A 15,738-nucleotide genomic window follows, 5' to 3' on the forward strand; every position below is an offset into this window, starting at 1 on the left:
ATGCGAAGACAACCTTTTATTAAAAAGCATGAATCTGCTTGTATAGGCATAGTTATTTTACAGGAGGTTATGCGTATGAATGCATTGAATCACTGGAAGATAAAGCCCTTTATCAATGAGTTGACAAGTATGGTTTTAGCGCAGCTTGTGGACAAAAAAGCAGAGAAAGACAGATGGAAAAAAGCGATTAATCAATGGGGTTTATCTATGATTTTTGTTGTGCTAGCTACCTTCGTATATCTTTATTTTTATAAACTTCCCACAGCCTCAATGTTTGCAAATCCTTTAACTTTATTGTTTTCTGATGAAATGGTATGGATTTGTACAGGTTTTCTTATTTTCTCTAGCTTTTATATGATTTGGATGAAAAAGAAGTACAAAAAAGCTGACGATGATTTCGAAGCGATCAGAAAAGATTTTATCGATCGTAATGAAGAATGGTGGAGTGATGAGGATCAATGGGATCAGAGGCATGTTGTTTTTGAGTTTATGAAAAAAGAATATAACATCAATATTCTTCACAAATAAGGTTTTACTTACAAGGACAACCGAAAAATAAACAAGATTCTCGATCGTGGCGCTGACCTTGAATAACCACTGTCATTTCGCAAAAATGATCGATTCTGCCAAAGGCCAAAGTTTCATGTTTTTCAGGGCAATAAACTTCGATCGGCAGTCCAAGGCGCATACTATAGGATAAATCTAGGTCAGTCACGAGAGACTTATTTTTTAATTTAGTTAATGTCATGATGTTTTCCCTCTCCTATCATTTTGGTTAATCATGTAAATTAATCATAAGGCAAATTTACAATTTTTTCAACTCACATTTTTTAAATATTCAAAAAATTTAATGTGGATTCTTTCACATAGGACGGTTTTGAATGGTATGATATGATCATTTAGACTCGTTATAGGAGGCCATAATGATCTTTATATATTTATTTATCTCTGCAGTTTTTCTCCTGTTACTATATATGTATATTGAAGCACACCGAAATCGTGTCATATTTGATTCAGTTAAGATTGACAAGCTCCCGAGATCTTTTGAAAACTTTAAAATTTTCTTTATTTCGGATGTTCATAAACGAAAAATATCTGAAGAAATTGTTCTTGTAGCAAAAAAAGCAGATTTGGTCATAATCGGAGGCGATCTTGTTGAAAAAGGAGTTCCGATGAAAAGGGTAGAAGATAACATAAAGCTGCTCTCAAAATTGGGACCTGTATTCTTTGTGTGGGGAAATAACGATTATGATGTAGAACCTGCACAGCTTGCGGATACGATTGTTAAACAGGGAGCTCGAATTCTAGACAACACCAGTTTCAGCATAAAAAAAAATAATGAAAAAATAGAACTCGTTGGCATAAATGATATATCTTTAGGCTATTCTTCCTTAGAAGATGCATTACATGATTGCCAGTCTCAGTGCAGAATCTTAATCAGTCATAATCCTGATATATCAAAAAGTATTTCAACGCATCACAGCATCCAGCTCGTAATTTCCGGCCATACACACGGAGGTCAAATACGCTTAGGACCTTTCGGAATAGCTAAGAAAGGTGGCTGGTACAGAGAGGATACACACATTCTTTTAGTGAGTAACGGTTATGGTGCAACCCATTTGCCTTTGCGGCTAGGTGCACCAAGTCAAACGCATTTACTTTCACTTACAAGGTAAAAAGTTTACAGTATAATGATTTATTAGATATACTCTTCTTAACCTATTTATTGGAGGAAGAACGGATGCCTAGTGAAGGGAAATATAACATTAAAGCGGTTTCTAAGATGCTTGGCATTCAAGCAGGTACACTAAGAGCTTGGGAAAGACGCTATTCTATTGTTCAGCCTAAACGTAACGAAGCTGGCCATAGATTATACACCGACGAACAAGTATACATATTAAAATGGCTAGTGAATAAAGTGAATCAGGGGTTTACGATCAGTCAAGCGGTTGATGTTGCGCAAAATGGGGAACTTTATAAAGAAGCGGCTCCTTTTGCAGCTGAAAATACAGATCGGGCAGCTGAAATGAGTAACATGATATTAGAAGCTCTATTAACGTTTCAAGAAAAAAAAGCAAACGATCTATTGAGTCAAGCGTTTAGTATGTATAATTTGGAAAAAGTCATAATTGATATTTTGGGTACATTATTAGTACGCGTAGGACACCTTTGGGAAGAACAGAAAATCACAGTAGCACACGAACATTTTACTTCATCCTTTTTAAGGAGTAAAATTGGACAACTTATTCAATGGCTTCCATCCGATCCTTATCTGCCAAAGGTAATTGCAGCATGTGGCTTAGATGAAGAACATGAATTGGGTCTTCTAATGTTTACACTGTTTTTAAGAAGAAAAGGATTTGAAGTTATATACTTAGGTCATGGCATACCAAAAGAAGATTTTGAGGTTGTAATAAAAGAAGTAGAGCCTAAAATGGTGTTTTTCTCGTGTACGATTGTAAATAATTCTACGAAAACACTTAGATGGGTAAACGGACTGAAAGAACAGTTTCCAAATACCGCATTCGGTGTAGGAGGATCGGCTATCAGCCAATTACCTTTAGATATTCAAGAAGATTATGATTCTTTTCTAATCGGGAGTGCCAAAGTAGAATGGGACGACTGGATTTCTCAGAATCTGAGAAATAATTAACTTTTGGGATTATTTGCTTGGATGTTTATCACCAACTTTTTACAAACTCATATATTGATATTAAGTCATAATAGCGCCGATCGTAAGGGGGACCAGAGATGCGGGTAGAACGGTTAACCTATAACAAAATAAAAATCTTCCTAACTTTTGATGACCTGAATGAACGTGGTATTTCTAAGGAAGAAATATGGCAGGATATTCCGAAAGTGCATCAGCTTTTCCGTGATATGATGACTGAAGCTGATGATGAAGTGGGATTTAAAGCTGATGGTCCTATTGCGGTTGAGGTCTTTTCACTTCCAGCTCAAGGTATGGTTGTTATTGTTACTAAAGGAATCAATGAGTATGAACTTGAAGAAGAATATGATGAAGATTATATAGAAATGCAGGTCACCTTAGATGAGAACGATGAGATTTTTTATGAGTTTTCATCTTTTGAAGATGTTATTTTGCTCGCAAAACGTCTTCACTCGCTAGAGATTAAGGGTGGAACTCTGTATTCTTTTAATAATCACTTTTACTTAAAGTTTGAAGAAGATGAGGTCAAACCAGTAGACCTTGATCTATTCATAGCTCTTCTTGCTGAGTTCGGCAGCTCCTCTACAATTACAAGCTACAGAGTGATTGAGTATGGGAAACAGTTGATGAAAACAGAGGCAATCAGTGAACTGTACCGTTATTTCAAGTGAAAAAGAGAGGGCGCAAATTTTTGCGTCCTTATTTATTTTGAATTTTTATCTAGTGGCCGTCGTTTAAAGTTTTGTTCTTAAAGGCTGTTTTTGCAAACTTTGAGTCTCCATCGATAAGTACTTGTTTTGAATCAATCCATTTATCAGCAGATGGCAGAATATATTTTTATCATGTATATATCATTGTGAATTTAGAGAGTAAACGTGTTATGATTATTAATATTTTTTCATCCTCTGAACCGTTATGACGGCAGGGAATATAATAAATACATAAAACTTTTGGGCTAGGAGTGACCATTAAAATGAAAATTGCAGTCTTATACGGCGGTGTATCTGCTGAACGCGAAGTATCATTATCAACAGGAAAACAAATCATCTCTGCGCTTGAAAGCAAAGGGCATCAGGTAACGGGGATTGATTTCCATCCTTCGCGGCTAAATGAACTGCTAGATCTAGAAGCAGATGTTGTCTTTCTAGGACTTCATGGCAAATTTGGTGAAGACGGCAGATTACAAGGGCTTTTAGATATGCTAGAGATCCCTTACGTAGGGTCAGGTGCATTAGCATCAGGTATCGCTATGGATAAAGCAAAATCTAAACAGTTCTTTAAAGATGCTGGTATCAATATCGCAAAAGAGAAAGTTCTTTATCGCAAGTCATACGATGAGAATCAATTAGAACTGTCATTTGATTTTCCGGCAGTTGTTAAACCAAACAGAGAAGGATCTACGATTGGGCTTACGATCGCTCAAAATCATGAAGAACTGCTGAAAGGAATCTCAGAAGCATTTTTACATGATGATACGATCCTTGTAGAACAATTTGTAAGTGGAAAAGAGGTTACCGTTGCGGTGATGGGGGAACACGGTAAGTATAAAGCTCTTCCTGTTGTCGAGATCGAACCTAAAAATGCGTATTATGATTATGAATCAAAATACGCAGAAGGTGGAAGTATCCACTATGTTCCTGCACGACTAGACGAAAAAACAACAGCGCTATTGCAAACACAGGCTGTTCTGGCTCATGAGGTGCTTGGGTGTGAAGTTTATTCACGTGTTGATTTTATCGTGCCTCACGATGGATCAGAACCTGTCATTTTAGAAGTAAACACGCTGCCAGGTATGACACCGACAAGTCTGTTTCCGGATGCTGCAAATGAAATAGGTATGGATTACCCATCCATGATTGAAAAATTGATCGAACTATCTTTAAAGAAATAAGTCTGATCATGTCCCCGCCTGATATTTCAGGCGGGGAAAACTTAAAATATTCAAGAGACAAGCTTTATAGGTATATTGGCAGAAAATTAGATATTTTCTTAACAGTTCGTGACTTAAGAAAGCGTTTACTTTTTAGGCGAAAATCACTAAATTTCTCTTCTCATTGTTTATACAAAGGTGTATACTGACGATGAAGCTTGACTAAACTCTAGAGGTGACGAATATGGGAGGTAAACAAATGACAGCCCAAAATACTACAGACCAAAAATCCGACAATCATCATGAAAATGACAATGTGCTCCAATCCACGCAATCCGTTATCGCGGATGCGCTCGATAAATTAGGGTACTCTTCCGAAGTTTATGAGTTATTAAAAGAACCGATTCGTATGTTGACTGTTCGAATTCCGGTAAAAATGGATGACGGAAGCACAAAAATTTTTACAGGATATCGTGCCCAGCATAATGATGCTGTTGGTCCAACCAAGGGCGGCGTTCGTTTTCATCCGAATGTATCAGAAACAGAAGTTAAAGCGCTATCAATCTGGATGAGCTTAAAAGCTGGAATCGTAGATCTGCCATACGGCGGTGGTAAGGGCGGAATCATTTGTGATCCGCGAACAATGTCTTTTAGAGAACTTGAAAGATTAAGCCGTGGATACGTAAGAGCAATCAGTCAGCTGGTTGGACCTACAAAAGACATTCCCGCTCCAGATGTATTTACAAATTCACAAATTATGGCATGGATGATGGACGAATATAGCAGAATTAGAGAGTTTGATTCTCCAGGTTTCATCACAGGAAAACCACTTGTTTTAGGTGGATCTCATGGACGTGAAACAGCAACAGCTAAAGGTGTTACGATCTGTATACGTGAGGCAGCAGCCAAAAAAGGCATCCAACTTGAAGGTGCTCGTGTAGTTGTACAAGGATTTGGTAACGCAGGAAGTTTCCTTGCTAAATTTATGCACGATGCTGGCGCTAAAGTAATCGCTATTTCAGATGCTTATGGTGGTCTTTATGACCCAGAAGGCTTAGATATTGATTATCTGCTAGAACGCCGTGACAGTTTTGGAACAGTAACGAAATTATTTAAAGATACGATAACTAATCAAGAGCTGCTAGAACTTGATTGCGATATTTTAGTACCGGCAGCCATTGAAAACCAGATTACTGAAAGAAATGCACATCAGATCAAAGCTACGATTGTTGTAGAAGCAGCAAACGGACCGACAACGCTTGAAGCAACTAGAATTTTATCTGAAAGAGGAATTCTATTGGTTCCAGACGTTTTAGCTAGTGCTGGTGGAGTAACGGTTTCTTATTTTGAATGGGTTCAGAACAATCAAGGATATTACTGGACAGAAGAAGAAGTAGAAGAAAAGTTAGAAAAAGTTATGGTAAAGTCGTTTGAAACAGTTTATACCACTGCCATGAACCGAAAAGTAAACATGAGACTAGCTGCATATATGGTTGGTGTTCGTAAGATGGCTGAGGCTTCTCGCTTCAGAGGATGGATTTAAATTTTTGCAAACTTATACTAAATCTCCTATCATTGATGATAGGAGATTTTTTTTGGCATGATAATAAAAGAACATTAGCGTTTTTTTGGAGTGGTGAAGAATTGAAGATTGAAGTCTGTATTATCGGTGGAGGGCCTTGTGGGCTAGCAGCTGCTATTGCCCTGCAAAAGAAAGGCATATCGTATTGTGTGATTGAAAAAGGGAATGTTGTGAACACCATTTATCAATATCCGACCCATCAAACGTTTTTCAGCTCAAGCGAAAAACTTGAAATTGGGGATTTCCCCTTTGTGCACGAACAAAGAAAGCCTAAAAGGATTCATGCGTTAACGTATTATCGTGAAGTCGTAAAGAGAAACAAGCTTCATGTACGCACATTTGAAAAAGCGAAATCTGTTACAAAAAGGTCAGATGGTAAATTTACCATTCAAACAATAAATAGAAAAAAAGAGACATTGTTCTATGAAGCGAAATGGGTAATTATTGCAACTGGTTATTATGACAACCCTAATTTAATGAACATTGAAGGAGAAGATCTTCCTCATGTCTTTCATTATTTTAATGAGGGTCATCCTTTCTATGATCTTGATGTAGCTGTGATTGGCGGGAAGAATTCAGCGATAGATGCAGCCCTTGAACTTGAAAAAGCAGGAGCTCGTCCTCATGTCTTTTATAGAGGCAGTGAATATTCACCAAGTATAAAGCCTTGGGTGCTTCCGGAATTTGAGGCTGGAGTTAAAACAGGCAATATTCAAATGACATTTAACGCTTCTGTAAATAAAATTACCGATGATGGCATTTATGTGAATGAAAGTGGGGAAGAGAAGTATTACCCGTTTCATGCTGTATTTGCTATGACAGGTTATCATCCTGATCATAAGTTTCTTTCTAATATGGGAGTAAGCATACAGGAAGAAACAGGGCGGCCTTGTTTTTCCGAAGAAACGATGGAGACAAACGTTGAAGGGCTATTTATAGCAGGTGTTATTGCAGCAGGTAATAATGCAAATGAAATCTTTATTGAAAATGGAAGATTTCACGGTGAGATGATCGCTAAAACGATTGAAGAAAGAAATAGAAACCGGTAATCCCTAAATGCGGGTTATCGGTTTCTTTGTTGTGCTATTCAAGGAAAAGCTGTTGCAGTTGATTACAGTCACTCGTGTTTTCGAGTGCGATCATCAGCTTTAAACGTGCTTTTTGTCCATTTAAACCGTTTGAGAAGATGGCACCTAGTTCTTTCAGATGTTTTCCTCCACCTTCATAGGAGTATATATCTTGTGCGATTCCGTTAAAGCATCTAGAAACGAGTACAACTGGTATTCCATTTGATATGAGTTCTTTTAACGCGGGAACCGTCGCAGGCGGCAAGTTGCCTTGTCCTAAAGCTTCAATGACGACTCCGTCTGTAGCGTTTGTTGCGGCTTTTATCAAACTGCCGTCCATTCCTGCATATGCTTTTAGTAAGATGACATTTTTAGAAAATTTCTTAACGTGAAATGAACTGGATTTCAGTGGTGTATGATGAAACAGAACCCCTCTTTTTGTAACAATTCCGATCGGTCCATATTGAGGACTCTGAAAAGTAGCAATGTTACTTGTATGTAATTTGTTTTACTAACAAAAAAGCGACAGTAAATTCGTTTTTTCGACAAGAGAATGGTCTATCCCCTTAGCTTTTATTTATATTTTTTATTTTTGAAAAATCAATTGTATGAAGACAATTATTAAAATCCTTAATACGAAATTCATTCTTATTTTGATAAATAAAGTGAATATAACCAGATAATTCAATTAACCTTTTGTTTTAATACAATGTAAACCTTAAAGGGAAGTGGAATTCCATTGCTTCAAGGATCAATTCGTTCATATTATCCATTTGTTGTTCATCTACGTTAGGTTCAGGTATATCGTAATACTCCTCATGTATGTATTTTCTTAATTCCTTAACATGTTCAGGTAGCATCAAACTTGTCCACTTAATGTTACCCCGATCTCGAATAGTCATAATATCACTCCTTTAGTAATATCATAACACGAACAAATGTTCTTAAAAGGTGTAATTTAATTGATTAATTTGTCTTTGTTTTTTTGTTATTATAAAAAAACGTTATTTTTATGCAGTTTTTAGCCTCATGGATACCCCTAATTGAGTACAAAAACCTAGCATGTCATTTTACACACCCATTAAAAATTATTTATAGTAAGTAATTCCCTTTAACTGTAAGATAAAAGTGGGTGATATAGTGTGAATAAATTAGAAGAAAAAGTTTATTGTAATGTATGTAAAGGTGCTAGAAATCATCATATTTTAAAGACTCATAGTGAGGTTGCTGATTATCATTCAGACATACACTGGCATGCGAAATATCACATAGTTCAATGTATGGGTTGTGACACAGTTGCTTTTGTTGAACAATATGGTGATGAGGATACTTGGGATTATAATGAATATACAGGTGAAAGAGAATGGAAAGATATTTTTAAGGTATTTCCAGAAGAGCCACCAAAACCGTCCAGAGATGATTTTTTCCTTGGAGATTATAAGTTGAAAATAAAAAACTTTAATCATGTTGATCCTGAATTGAAAGAATTGTATTCACAAATAGTACAAGTTTTTAATCAGCGTTTTAACATTTTATGTGCAGCGGGCTTGAGAACTTTAATTGAAGCAATTTGTCTTAAAACTAATATAACGGGTGGAAGACTTTATGATGAAGATAAAAAAGTTAAAGTCTCTAGAAAAGGTAATGAAGTATATTCCACATCCCTTGAAGGTAAGATATATGGATTGTATGAAAAACAGTTAATTCTATGGGATCAATGTAGAATTTTACAGGAAATTAGGGATATAGGAAATAGTGCAGTGCATGAAATAGAAATTCCTTGTATTAAAACTCTTAGACCTGCAATCATTATTGTAGAAGGAATATTTGAAAGTATTTATGAGTTGAGAGAAAAAAGTTTGGTTAAAAAGTAGAAGGAATTTTTTTCCTTTTTGTCGTATTTAGTAGACAAAGGGGAGGTATGTAAAATGAATAGTGATAAAAAGGCAGAAATACGTATTTCTGAAGCAAAAGCATGGCTTAAGGAATTGAAAGAAGAAAATAGTAAATTAGAACAAGAATTAGACTCAATGGAAATTAAAGTTGAACGTTTACGAGCAAGATATGAATTAGCAGAAAAAACTTTTAGACGTTCTTCCATGGAAAGAATTAAAGAAGATAATGTAACTCCTTTATCCGAAAGCCTTCAGGCTCTGAAAAAAGAATACGAGAAAATACAGGTTGATAACAACCAAAAAATTATTGCGAATGAAAAACTAATAGAGAATATTGAAGCAGTAATTAAAGTTAATTCTTGATAACAAGGCACTCTGTTAGGAGTGCTTTAATTTTGTAGGAGGATATATGAGTTTTATTAGAAGAGTGTTTTCTAATTACGTTCATAAAAAAATGACTAGCGAAGAATCTAAGTCAATTATTCTCGGTACATTTTGCATTCTTTGTGATGACTTTAGATCAGATGAACAAAAAGTCAAAATGATTGAAGATGTATTTAAAAAAGTCTATTTAAATCAAGAAAAAACACTCTGAAAATTAGGGTGTTTCTATATTTATAGAGATATTATTTTAATGTGTAATCATAGGATGAATTAGTTAAAAATGGTATAATTTATTTAACTTTTAAAAACGAGGGGATTCTATGCATATCAAAGATTTTATCAGTAATTTTAAAAACCATCCTGTACTTTTTATTGGCACTGGGATGAGTCTTAGATATTTAGAGAATTCATATACGTGGGACGGATTACTCGCTTACATTTCTAAACAAATTAAAGGAACAAATGAATTCTATTTTGATTTGAAATCAAAATATGAAAAAGACGGTACTTTTGATTACACTTTGATTGCAAAAGACTTGGAAAAAGAGTTCAACGATACTTTGATTAAAGAAAGAGATGGTGAATTTAAGGAAATTAATGATTTGTTTTATGAAAACATGGAGAAAGAAATTAATATCAGTCGTTTTAAATTGTATATTTCAAAGTTGTTATCAGACCACCAAATTAAAACAAGTAAAAAGGAAGAAATTTCTGAGTTGAAAAAAGTCAGAAAAAATATTGGATCAGTAATTACTACTAATTATGATAGTTTTATTGAGGAGATTTTTGAGTTTAAACCACTTATTGGTAATGAAATATTATTAAGCAATCCTTATGGTTCGGTATATAAAATACATGGATGTGTAGATTACCCGAATAAGATAATTATTACAGATGATGACTATAATATTTTTGAAGAAAGATATGAGTTAGTAAGAGCACAATTGTTATCTTTATTCATTCATAATCCTATTATATTTCTTGGATACAATATTGGAGATACAAATATTAAAGATATTCTAAAAACTATTTTCACTTATATAAATTCTAATTCATCAGAGGCAGAAAAAATAAGAAAGAATTTCTTACTTGTAGAATATGAAGAAGGATCTCAAAACACTGAAGTAACTGACCATGACATAGATATAAGAGGTTTTTCGACAATACGTATAAATAAAATTAAAACTGATAATTTTCTAGAAATATATAAACACTTATCAGACTTAAGCCTCCCTGTTTCAGCGATGGACGTAAGAAAAGTGCAAACAGTTGTTAAAGAAATTATGGCAGGTGGAAACATCGAGGTTAGTATAACGGAAGATATAGATGCCTTGAAAAATGGTGAAAAGATATTAGCCATTGGTTCATTAAGGACTATCACTTATGATTTTCAAACAACTTCAGAGTTAATGGAGAATTATTTTAAAGTGATTGATGAATCCAACCATCAATTATTAAAGCTAATTGATAAGCATAGGATTCAAAAAAATCAATATTTTCCTATTTATGGATTTCACAAAATTCAACCTGAATTAGAAAGTGTTAGAAGATTAAAAGAAATTCAGAATGATAAAATAACTAATTTAGTTAAGGAAGTTACTGATTTTGGAGTAAAACATTCAACTATTGATGGTATTGAAAAAGATGAAAATATATCTCAAACAAATAAGAACTTAGCGATTGTATTAGGGATTATAAACAATAGGATCGATTTAGATTCAATAGAAAGTTACTTAAGAAATTATTCAGATAAGAAATCAACTAACTATAGAAAATTACTTTGTGTCTACGATTTTAAAAAGTATGCAGCAGAAGATGAAATACAGACTTTGAATAATCGAAATGAAGTAACTGTAAGATAAAATTCTTTCAAAATTTTAGTTTTTACATAGTTCTTAAGGGGGAGATTGATTGTATGGATAAAAGAACCGAAATGTTAAGACATTGGTGTCATGGAGAAATAGCCTACGATGAATTAGAAATGTATTTAAAAAATATGTTGTTTGAAGGTGGCTACGTTGAAAAGAATGGGGAACCTACTGAACTAGGTATTCTTTTTATTGAAGCTGTAATAGCAAAACCAGATCCAAATAGTACATCAGGATGGATGCCAATTAGACCATAAACAGATAAGCAAGATATTGCCTTGTAGGTACTGAAAGAGTTATTGAAAGCGAATAACAAAAAGAAAGGAATTTAAATGTTTAATATACCAATAGATAAGATTATTTCGTCGATTATTGCTTCAATTATCCTAGTAGTGTTATTTCGACCAAATATTCTTACTTTCTTTTCATCTTCTCAGAGTGAACGTTTGTTATTAAATAAAGAATTTAGAATCATCCATAGGATTGTCCTATGTTTGATTTGCTTTTTTCAGTTTCCTTTAGCGTTGAGCTATCACTTTTTAAATGGTGAATTTTATAAATTTTTCGAGAAACATCTAACTATTATAATTCTTATAATACTTATTGGTTTTTTTGCATCATGGTTTTTTAATTATCGTTTTAAATATTACGCTGAAAATAAAAAAAATAAAGAATATATGTTTTTATATATTTTTTTAAATATTATTTATTTTCCCACCTTGTTTTTCACTTATGGCTTTATGATTTTTAGTTTAGAATTTTCAATAAAACAACCTGAATTTTGGGAAAACATTTTACCTTTAAGCTTCCTATATATTTTTTTTCTAAGTTTTTTCTACTTATCATGGACTAAATTGCTTTATCAAGAAATAAAAACAGAGATTAATCTTTCTGATGGAAAAAAGATTTCAAATTGCTACTTCTTGCATCCTACTTATGGTAAAAATATACTTTTAGGTGATCACCCCAAACAAGATTTGTGTAAAGAAATAATAGTAGTTCCAATTGATAAGATAGAATTTATTCAATTCAAAATCACTAATAAAATTAAAGGCGGCATAGCCTCAAAAACAAAAGAGAAAACAACTAGGTATGTAACTAAAAAAAGTTTTTTTAGTTAGAGTGAAATTCTTTAGGAGAAGAAAATGAATAAACAAAAGAAAAAATTAATAGATCAAGAATGGTATCGCAATTCCGTGACTCATTTTAGTGTAATAAGTGGATTTTTAACAGTTATCGGCTTAGTGTATGGAATAATATCTTATCATCAAACTGTAAAACCATTAGTTGATGAGAAAAAACTAAAAGGTGAAATAGAAACTTTAGAAACTCATAATAATCAATTAACTGATCAAACTAATGACTTGAAATTAACTAAAACAAATCTACAAAATGATCTCACTGAACTACAAACAAAAAAAGAAAAAACTCAAGGACAGTTAGAAGATAAAGAAAAACAATTATTAGATATGCAAAATGAAATGATAATGGCACATGCTGATGCATATATGAGTCCCATTATTTATGATTTATTATATCGAAGCGCAAGATCTGAAAAATTGAATGTAAAAGAAATGACCTTAGAAGAATTAGATAATAAATTAAAAAATTCTGCTGATTCTAAAACTCAGAAGGATGTAATAAATTTACTTAAAAAATTCACAAATGAGAATATTAAAAAGGATTCAGATTTTAGTCAATTATTTAATTACAAGTTGTATATTTATGAACATAAATTAAAGTGAAAAATTAACCGAATAAATTATTCGTAATATAATTTAACATCGGAATTTTATTAAATAATTGTTATAATAGTCCTGCCAACTCAAAAGAATGGAGTTTTTACATATGACCAATAAAAAAGTAATACTCATTACGACTGGTGGGACTATTGCAAGTAAACCAAACACAACTTCAGGAAAACTAGCTTCAGGTGCAATCTCGGGTGAAGAGTTAGCAGCAATGTGTAAATTACCTGAGGATATTGAAGTAGTTGTTGATGCAGTGTTTCAAAAACCAAGTATTCACATTACCTTTGAAGATTTGATTTCTCTTAAAGAGAAAATAGAAAATTATTATAAAGATCCTTCTGTAGATGGAGTAGTTGTTACACACGGTACAGATACTCTTGAAGAGACAGCTTATTTCTTAGACTTGACTATTTCAGACGATCGAACTGTTGTTATTACAGGTTCACAACGAGCACCTGGTGATCTTGGTAGTGATGTTTATATTAATATGCGTCATGCAATTTATTCAGCTTGTTCGGAAGATTTAAGAGGAGCAGGTACAGTTGTTGTCTTTAACGAACGTATCTTCCCAGCCAAGTATGTAAAGAAAGAACATGCTTCAAATATCCAAGGGTTCAATGCTTTCGGTTTTGGATATTTAGGTATTATAGATAATGACAAAGTTCATGTTTATCAAAAGCCAGTTAAAAGAGAAAATTATAAAGTCAAAAACGTAATACCTGAAGTTGATATCGTAAAATGCTACATTGGTGCGAATGGGAAATTTATTAAGGCAGCAAGAGAAAGCGGTGTAAGTGGTATCGTTCTTGAGGGTGTTGGAAGAGGCCAAGTTGCTCCAGAAATGATGACTGAGATAGAGCAAGCGATTAGTGATGGGATAGAAGTTGTAATTACAACAAGTGCAGAAGAAGGTGCTGTTTATACAACTTATGATTACCATGGAAGTGCATATGATTTGTTTGAAAAAGGAGTTATTTTGGGAAGTGACTATGACTCCAAAAAGGCGAGAATTAAATTAGCGGTAGTCCTAGCAAGTGAAAATGATGTTAAGAATATGTTTTTAAATTAATGTAATAAATCCCTAGAGCCTCTTTCTTATGAGGCTCTAGGGATTTATGTGAATTTAGGAATCTTATCCATATACTTTTCTTTAACAATTGAATTAAATGTATATTCCAACTCATTACTTATTTTAAGTATTTCTTCCATAGCATCAACAAAAGAAGTTCCATAGGTAAGCATGTGACTTCTAACTATGGTTAAGGTTTCCTCGTAGTAAAGATGGTAGTTATCAATAAGTTCCCTCAATGTACATTTTGATAAAAGTGAATGATTCCAGTTATTAGTTGTAAATGCTTCTACAATTTTGTAGTTGCCAGCAGTACACCTTGCAGCCCCTTTTTTGTAACCAGCAATATTATTCCAAGGAGGCAACTGGTTAAATTTATTTTTATAACTTTGAATAAGAATCCCTTCTACAATCTTAACATCTCTTTTAAACTGTTCATCAGAAAAATCAGATAATTCCACCTGTTCACCAGAATAAATTTTTTTGAAATTTTTTCTAATAATTGGTTGATACAAAGAGGGCATTGTTAAGATAGAAAATCCTAGTTTTTCATTAGATTCAAAATATTCAGTTATGTATTCGAATTTACTACTCGATGGAAGAGTAGGTATAATTCCATTATGCTGTTTAAACCTCTCGGAGAAATCAACTGCAAGTCCTATATATAATAATTCTCTGCTCTCATAATTCCAGAAGGAATATATTCCTGAAGATGCCCATGCTCGACTAGACATATTGACATTCATAGGACTACATAAATCCTTTAGAGCATCAACAATCGATGAAACATCTTCTCTCTTATATGCATCTTGAATTATAGTCCCAAACTTAGATCCAATTAAATTCTGATAGACAGGTGTTTTATTTAACCTAATTTGGTTAATAAAATCTAATAATGCCTTCGATTCTGAATTCAAATTTAACCGCCCCTTTGTATATAATAAGGAAACCTTCAGAACTATTATAAAACAATTTTGTTATTTATTGGAATTAAATATAGTTATTTGTAGTGAGGAATTAATCGAGGGATTCAGATGGTATAAATTTAAAGTTACTTGTATGTGTCTTTGTTACGTTTTTTGCAGCGTGTATCTCGTCATTAAAAACAACGAGTACGCCTTTTCCTAATGATTGCTCCTCACAAGCAACTCTCACAGATGAAATAAGGTTGTACGGTCCATCAGATCCGTGCTCATTGCTTGAACGCATAGCGCCTGTCACGATAACTGGTATTGAGGTTTGAAGGACAAGATCTAATACATACGCTGTCTCTTCTAGTGTATCAGTGCCGTGGGTAATAACAATTCCATCATATTGTTCTGAATCTGTTTGAATAGCAATAAAATTTGCTAACTCCAGCATATGTGATGGTGTTATGTGAGGAGATGGCAAATTAACATAATTTTTTACAGTGATTTTTGCGATATCAGATAGCTCTGCAATGGTTGCTTCTAACGGGTGTATCTCTTTCGTATTAACGCCGCCTGTTACTTTGTTTTCTTCCATTGCAATAGTGCCGCCCGTATGAATTAGTAAAATCTTTTTCATGGCTGCAGCCCTCCTTATTTCTCAGTGTTCTCT

The 15,738-nt window shown here is 33.5% G+C and carries 19 protein-coding genes and 1 pseudogene; 15 read left to right on the forward strand and 5 right to left on the reverse strand.

Translation table 11 applies throughout. The features are described 5' to 3' along the window. Nucleotides 1–75: 75 nt before the first annotated feature. Nucleotides 76–528 carry a DUF2663 family protein gene (locus tag P8610_RS03200; protein WP_289495282.1) on the forward strand — a complete coding sequence of 151 codons (453 nt, stop codon included), beginning with the start codon at nucleotides 76–78 and terminating at the stop codon, nucleotides 526–528. 4 nt (nucleotides 529–532) lie between these two features. Here the strand turns inward: P8610_RS03200 and P8610_RS03205 are convergent, their stop codons facing one another. Beyond that, a complete protein-coding gene (locus tag P8610_RS03205) occupies nucleotides 533–748 on the reverse strand; it encodes a hypothetical protein (RefSeq protein WP_289495283.1) in 216 nt (71 codons plus the stop codon). 175 nt (nucleotides 749–923) lie between these two features. Between P8610_RS03205 and P8610_RS03210 the strand changes: the two genes are divergently transcribed. From P8610_RS03210 to P8610_RS03235, 6 genes are all read left to right on the forward strand, one after another. Continuing rightward, nucleotides 924–1,676, forward strand: a complete 753-nt coding sequence (locus P8610_RS03210; protein ID WP_394603046.1) for a metallophosphoesterase — start codon at nucleotides 924–926, stop codon at nucleotides 1,674–1,676. Nucleotides 1,677–1,741: 65 nt separating this feature from the next. Further along, complete coding sequence (locus tag P8610_RS03215; protein WP_289495286.1) at nucleotides 1,742–2,653, forward strand: MerR family transcriptional regulator; 912 nt, start codon at nucleotides 1,742–1,744, stop codon at nucleotides 2,651–2,653. A 98-nt stretch (nucleotides 2,654–2,751) separates the two neighbouring features. Further along, nucleotides 2,752–3,342 (forward strand): genetic competence negative regulator, encoded by a 591-nt coding sequence (locus tag P8610_RS03220; protein WP_394603047.1) that lies wholly within the window; start codon nucleotides 2,752–2,754, stop codon nucleotides 3,340–3,342. A 302-nt stretch (nucleotides 3,343–3,644) separates the two neighbouring features. Further along, the gene (locus P8610_RS03225; protein ID WP_394603048.1) at nucleotides 3,645–4,562 is read left to right on the forward strand and encodes a D-alanine--D-alanine ligase family protein; all 918 of its coding nucleotides are present in this window, start codon (nucleotides 3,645–3,647) and stop codon (nucleotides 4,560–4,562) included. Nucleotides 4,563–4,800: 238 nt separating this feature from the next. Then, nucleotides 4,801–6,084 (forward strand): Glu/Leu/Phe/Val family dehydrogenase, encoded by a 1,284-nt coding sequence (locus tag P8610_RS03230; protein ID WP_289495290.1) that lies wholly within the window; start codon nucleotides 4,801–4,803, stop codon nucleotides 6,082–6,084. 101 nt (nucleotides 6,085–6,185) lie between these two features. Next, on the forward strand, nucleotides 6,186–7,172 hold the full coding sequence (locus tag P8610_RS03235; RefSeq protein WP_394603049.1) for a YpdA family putative bacillithiol disulfide reductase: 987 nt from the start codon (nucleotides 6,186–6,188) through the stop codon (nucleotides 7,170–7,172). A gap of 34 nt (nucleotides 7,173–7,206) precedes the next feature. On the opposite strand, the pseudogene P8610_RS03240 reads toward P8610_RS03235, so the two are convergent. Continuing rightward, nucleotides 7,207–7,695: pseudogene (locus tag P8610_RS03240) on the reverse strand (asparaginase); the annotation flags it as partial. 196 nt (nucleotides 7,696–7,891) lie between these two features. After that, nucleotides 7,892–8,092, reverse strand: a complete 201-nt coding sequence (locus P8610_RS03245) for a YolD-like family protein (RefSeq protein WP_394603050.1) — start codon at nucleotides 8,090–8,092, stop codon at nucleotides 7,892–7,894. 240 nt (nucleotides 8,093–8,332) lie between these two features. Here P8610_RS03245 and P8610_RS03250 point away from each other — a divergent pair, with 240 nt between their 5' ends. From P8610_RS03250 to P8610_RS03285, 8 genes are all read left to right on the forward strand, one after another. Then, nucleotides 8,333–9,064 (forward strand): DUF4145 domain-containing protein, encoded by a 732-nt coding sequence (locus P8610_RS03250; RefSeq protein ID WP_394603051.1) that lies wholly within the window; start codon nucleotides 8,333–8,335, stop codon nucleotides 9,062–9,064. Nucleotides 9,065–9,118: 54 nt separating this feature from the next. Further along, a complete protein-coding gene (locus P8610_RS03255; RefSeq protein ID WP_394603052.1) occupies nucleotides 9,119–9,448 on the forward strand; it encodes a hypothetical protein in 330 nt (109 codons plus the stop codon). A 46-nt stretch (nucleotides 9,449–9,494) separates the two neighbouring features. Beyond that, a complete protein-coding gene (locus tag P8610_RS03260; protein WP_394603053.1) occupies nucleotides 9,495–9,680 on the forward strand; it encodes a hypothetical protein in 186 nt (61 codons plus the stop codon). Between the two features lie 109 nt (nucleotides 9,681–9,789). Beyond that, nucleotides 9,790–11,331, forward strand: coding sequence for an SIR2 family protein (locus P8610_RS03265; protein WP_394603054.1), 1,542 nt, complete (start codon nucleotides 9,790–9,792; stop codon nucleotides 11,329–11,331). Nucleotides 11,332–11,384: 53 nt separating this feature from the next. Beyond that, nucleotides 11,385–11,594 (forward strand): hypothetical protein, encoded by a 210-nt coding sequence (locus P8610_RS03270; protein ID WP_394603055.1) that lies wholly within the window; start codon nucleotides 11,385–11,387, stop codon nucleotides 11,592–11,594. A 75-nt stretch (nucleotides 11,595–11,669) separates the two neighbouring features. After that, nucleotides 11,670–12,458: a hypothetical protein gene (locus tag P8610_RS03275; protein ID WP_394603056.1), complete on the forward strand. Its 789-nt coding sequence runs from the start codon at nucleotides 11,670–11,672 to the stop codon at nucleotides 12,456–12,458. Between the two features lie 24 nt (nucleotides 12,459–12,482). Continuing rightward, nucleotides 12,483–13,082 carry a hypothetical protein gene (locus P8610_RS03280; RefSeq protein ID WP_394603057.1) on the forward strand — a complete coding sequence of 200 codons (600 nt, stop codon included), beginning with the start codon at nucleotides 12,483–12,485 and terminating at the stop codon, nucleotides 13,080–13,082. 103 nt (nucleotides 13,083–13,185) lie between these two features. Next, on the forward strand, nucleotides 13,186–14,157 hold the full coding sequence (locus P8610_RS03285; RefSeq protein WP_394603058.1) for an asparaginase: 972 nt from the start codon (nucleotides 13,186–13,188) through the stop codon (nucleotides 14,155–14,157). 44 nt (nucleotides 14,158–14,201) lie between these two features. Here P8610_RS03285 and P8610_RS03290 read toward each other — a convergent pair whose 3' ends face one another. Continuing rightward, nucleotides 14,202–15,074 carry a GIY-YIG nuclease family protein gene (locus P8610_RS03290; protein WP_394603059.1) on the reverse strand — a complete coding sequence of 291 codons (873 nt, stop codon included), beginning with the start codon at nucleotides 15,072–15,074 and terminating at the stop codon, nucleotides 14,202–14,204. Nucleotides 15,075–15,174: 100 nt separating this feature from the next. Further along, the gene (locus tag P8610_RS03295; protein ID WP_394603060.1) at nucleotides 15,175–15,705 is read right to left on the reverse strand and encodes an asparaginase; all 531 of its coding nucleotides are present in this window, start codon (nucleotides 15,703–15,705) and stop codon (nucleotides 15,175–15,177) included. Nucleotides 15,706–15,738 lie beyond the last annotated feature (33 nt).

Source organism: Fictibacillus sp. UD (genome assembly GCF_043558025.1).
Classification (GTDB): Bacteria; Bacillota; Bacilli; order Bacillales; family Fictibacillaceae; genus Fictibacillus.

Bases quoted from the DNA above. Each gene is read 5' to 3' on its own strand.
- P8610_RS03230 (WP_289495290.1), top strand. From the start codon at position 4,801: ATGACAGCCCAAAATACTACAGACCAAAAATCCGACAATCATCATGAA.
- P8610_RS03260 (WP_394603053.1), top strand. From the start codon at position 9,495: ATGAGTTTTATTAGAAGAGTGTTTTCTAATTACGTTCATAAAAAAATG.
- P8610_RS03255 (WP_394603052.1), top strand. From the start codon at position 9,119: ATGAATAGTGATAAAAAGGCAGAAATACGTATTTCTGAAGCAAAAGCA.
- P8610_RS03215 (WP_289495286.1), top strand. From the start codon at position 1,742: ATGCCTAGTGAAGGGAAATATAACATTAAAGCGGTTTCTAAGATGCTT.
- P8610_RS03265 (WP_394603054.1), top strand. From the start codon at position 9,790: ATGCATATCAAAGATTTTATCAGTAATTTTAAAAACCATCCTGTACTT.
- P8610_RS03275 (WP_394603056.1), top strand. From the start codon at position 11,670: ATGTTTAATATACCAATAGATAAGATTATTTCGTCGATTATTGCTTCA.
- P8610_RS03225 (WP_394603048.1), top strand. From the start codon at position 3,645: ATGAAAATTGCAGTCTTATACGGCGGTGTATCTGCTGAACGCGAAGTA.
- P8610_RS03245 (WP_394603050.1), bottom strand. From the start codon at position 8,092: ATGACTATTCGAGATCGGGGTAACATTAAGTGGACAAGTTTGATGCTA.
- P8610_RS03280 (WP_394603057.1), top strand. From the start codon at position 12,483: ATGAATAAACAAAAGAAAAAATTAATAGATCAAGAATGGTATCGCAAT.
- P8610_RS03205 (WP_289495283.1), bottom strand. From the start codon at position 748: ATGACATTAACTAAATTAAAAAATAAGTCTCTCGTGACTGACCTAGAT.
- P8610_RS03200 (WP_289495282.1), top strand. From the start codon at position 76: ATGAATGCATTGAATCACTGGAAGATAAAGCCCTTTATCAATGAGTTG.
- P8610_RS03210 (WP_394603046.1), top strand. From the start codon at position 924: ATGATCTTTATATATTTATTTATCTCTGCAGTTTTTCTCCTGTTACTA.
- P8610_RS03270 (WP_394603055.1), top strand. From the start codon at position 11,385: ATGGATAAAAGAACCGAAATGTTAAGACATTGGTGTCATGGAGAAATA.
- P8610_RS03285 (WP_394603058.1), top strand. From the start codon at position 13,186: ATGACCAATAAAAAAGTAATACTCATTACGACTGGTGGGACTATTGCA.
- P8610_RS03220 (WP_394603047.1), top strand. From the start codon at position 2,752: ATGCGGGTAGAACGGTTAACCTATAACAAAATAAAAATCTTCCTAACT.
- P8610_RS03295 (WP_394603060.1), bottom strand. From the start codon at position 15,705: ATGAAAAAGATTTTACTAATTCATACGGGCGGCACTATTGCAATGGAA.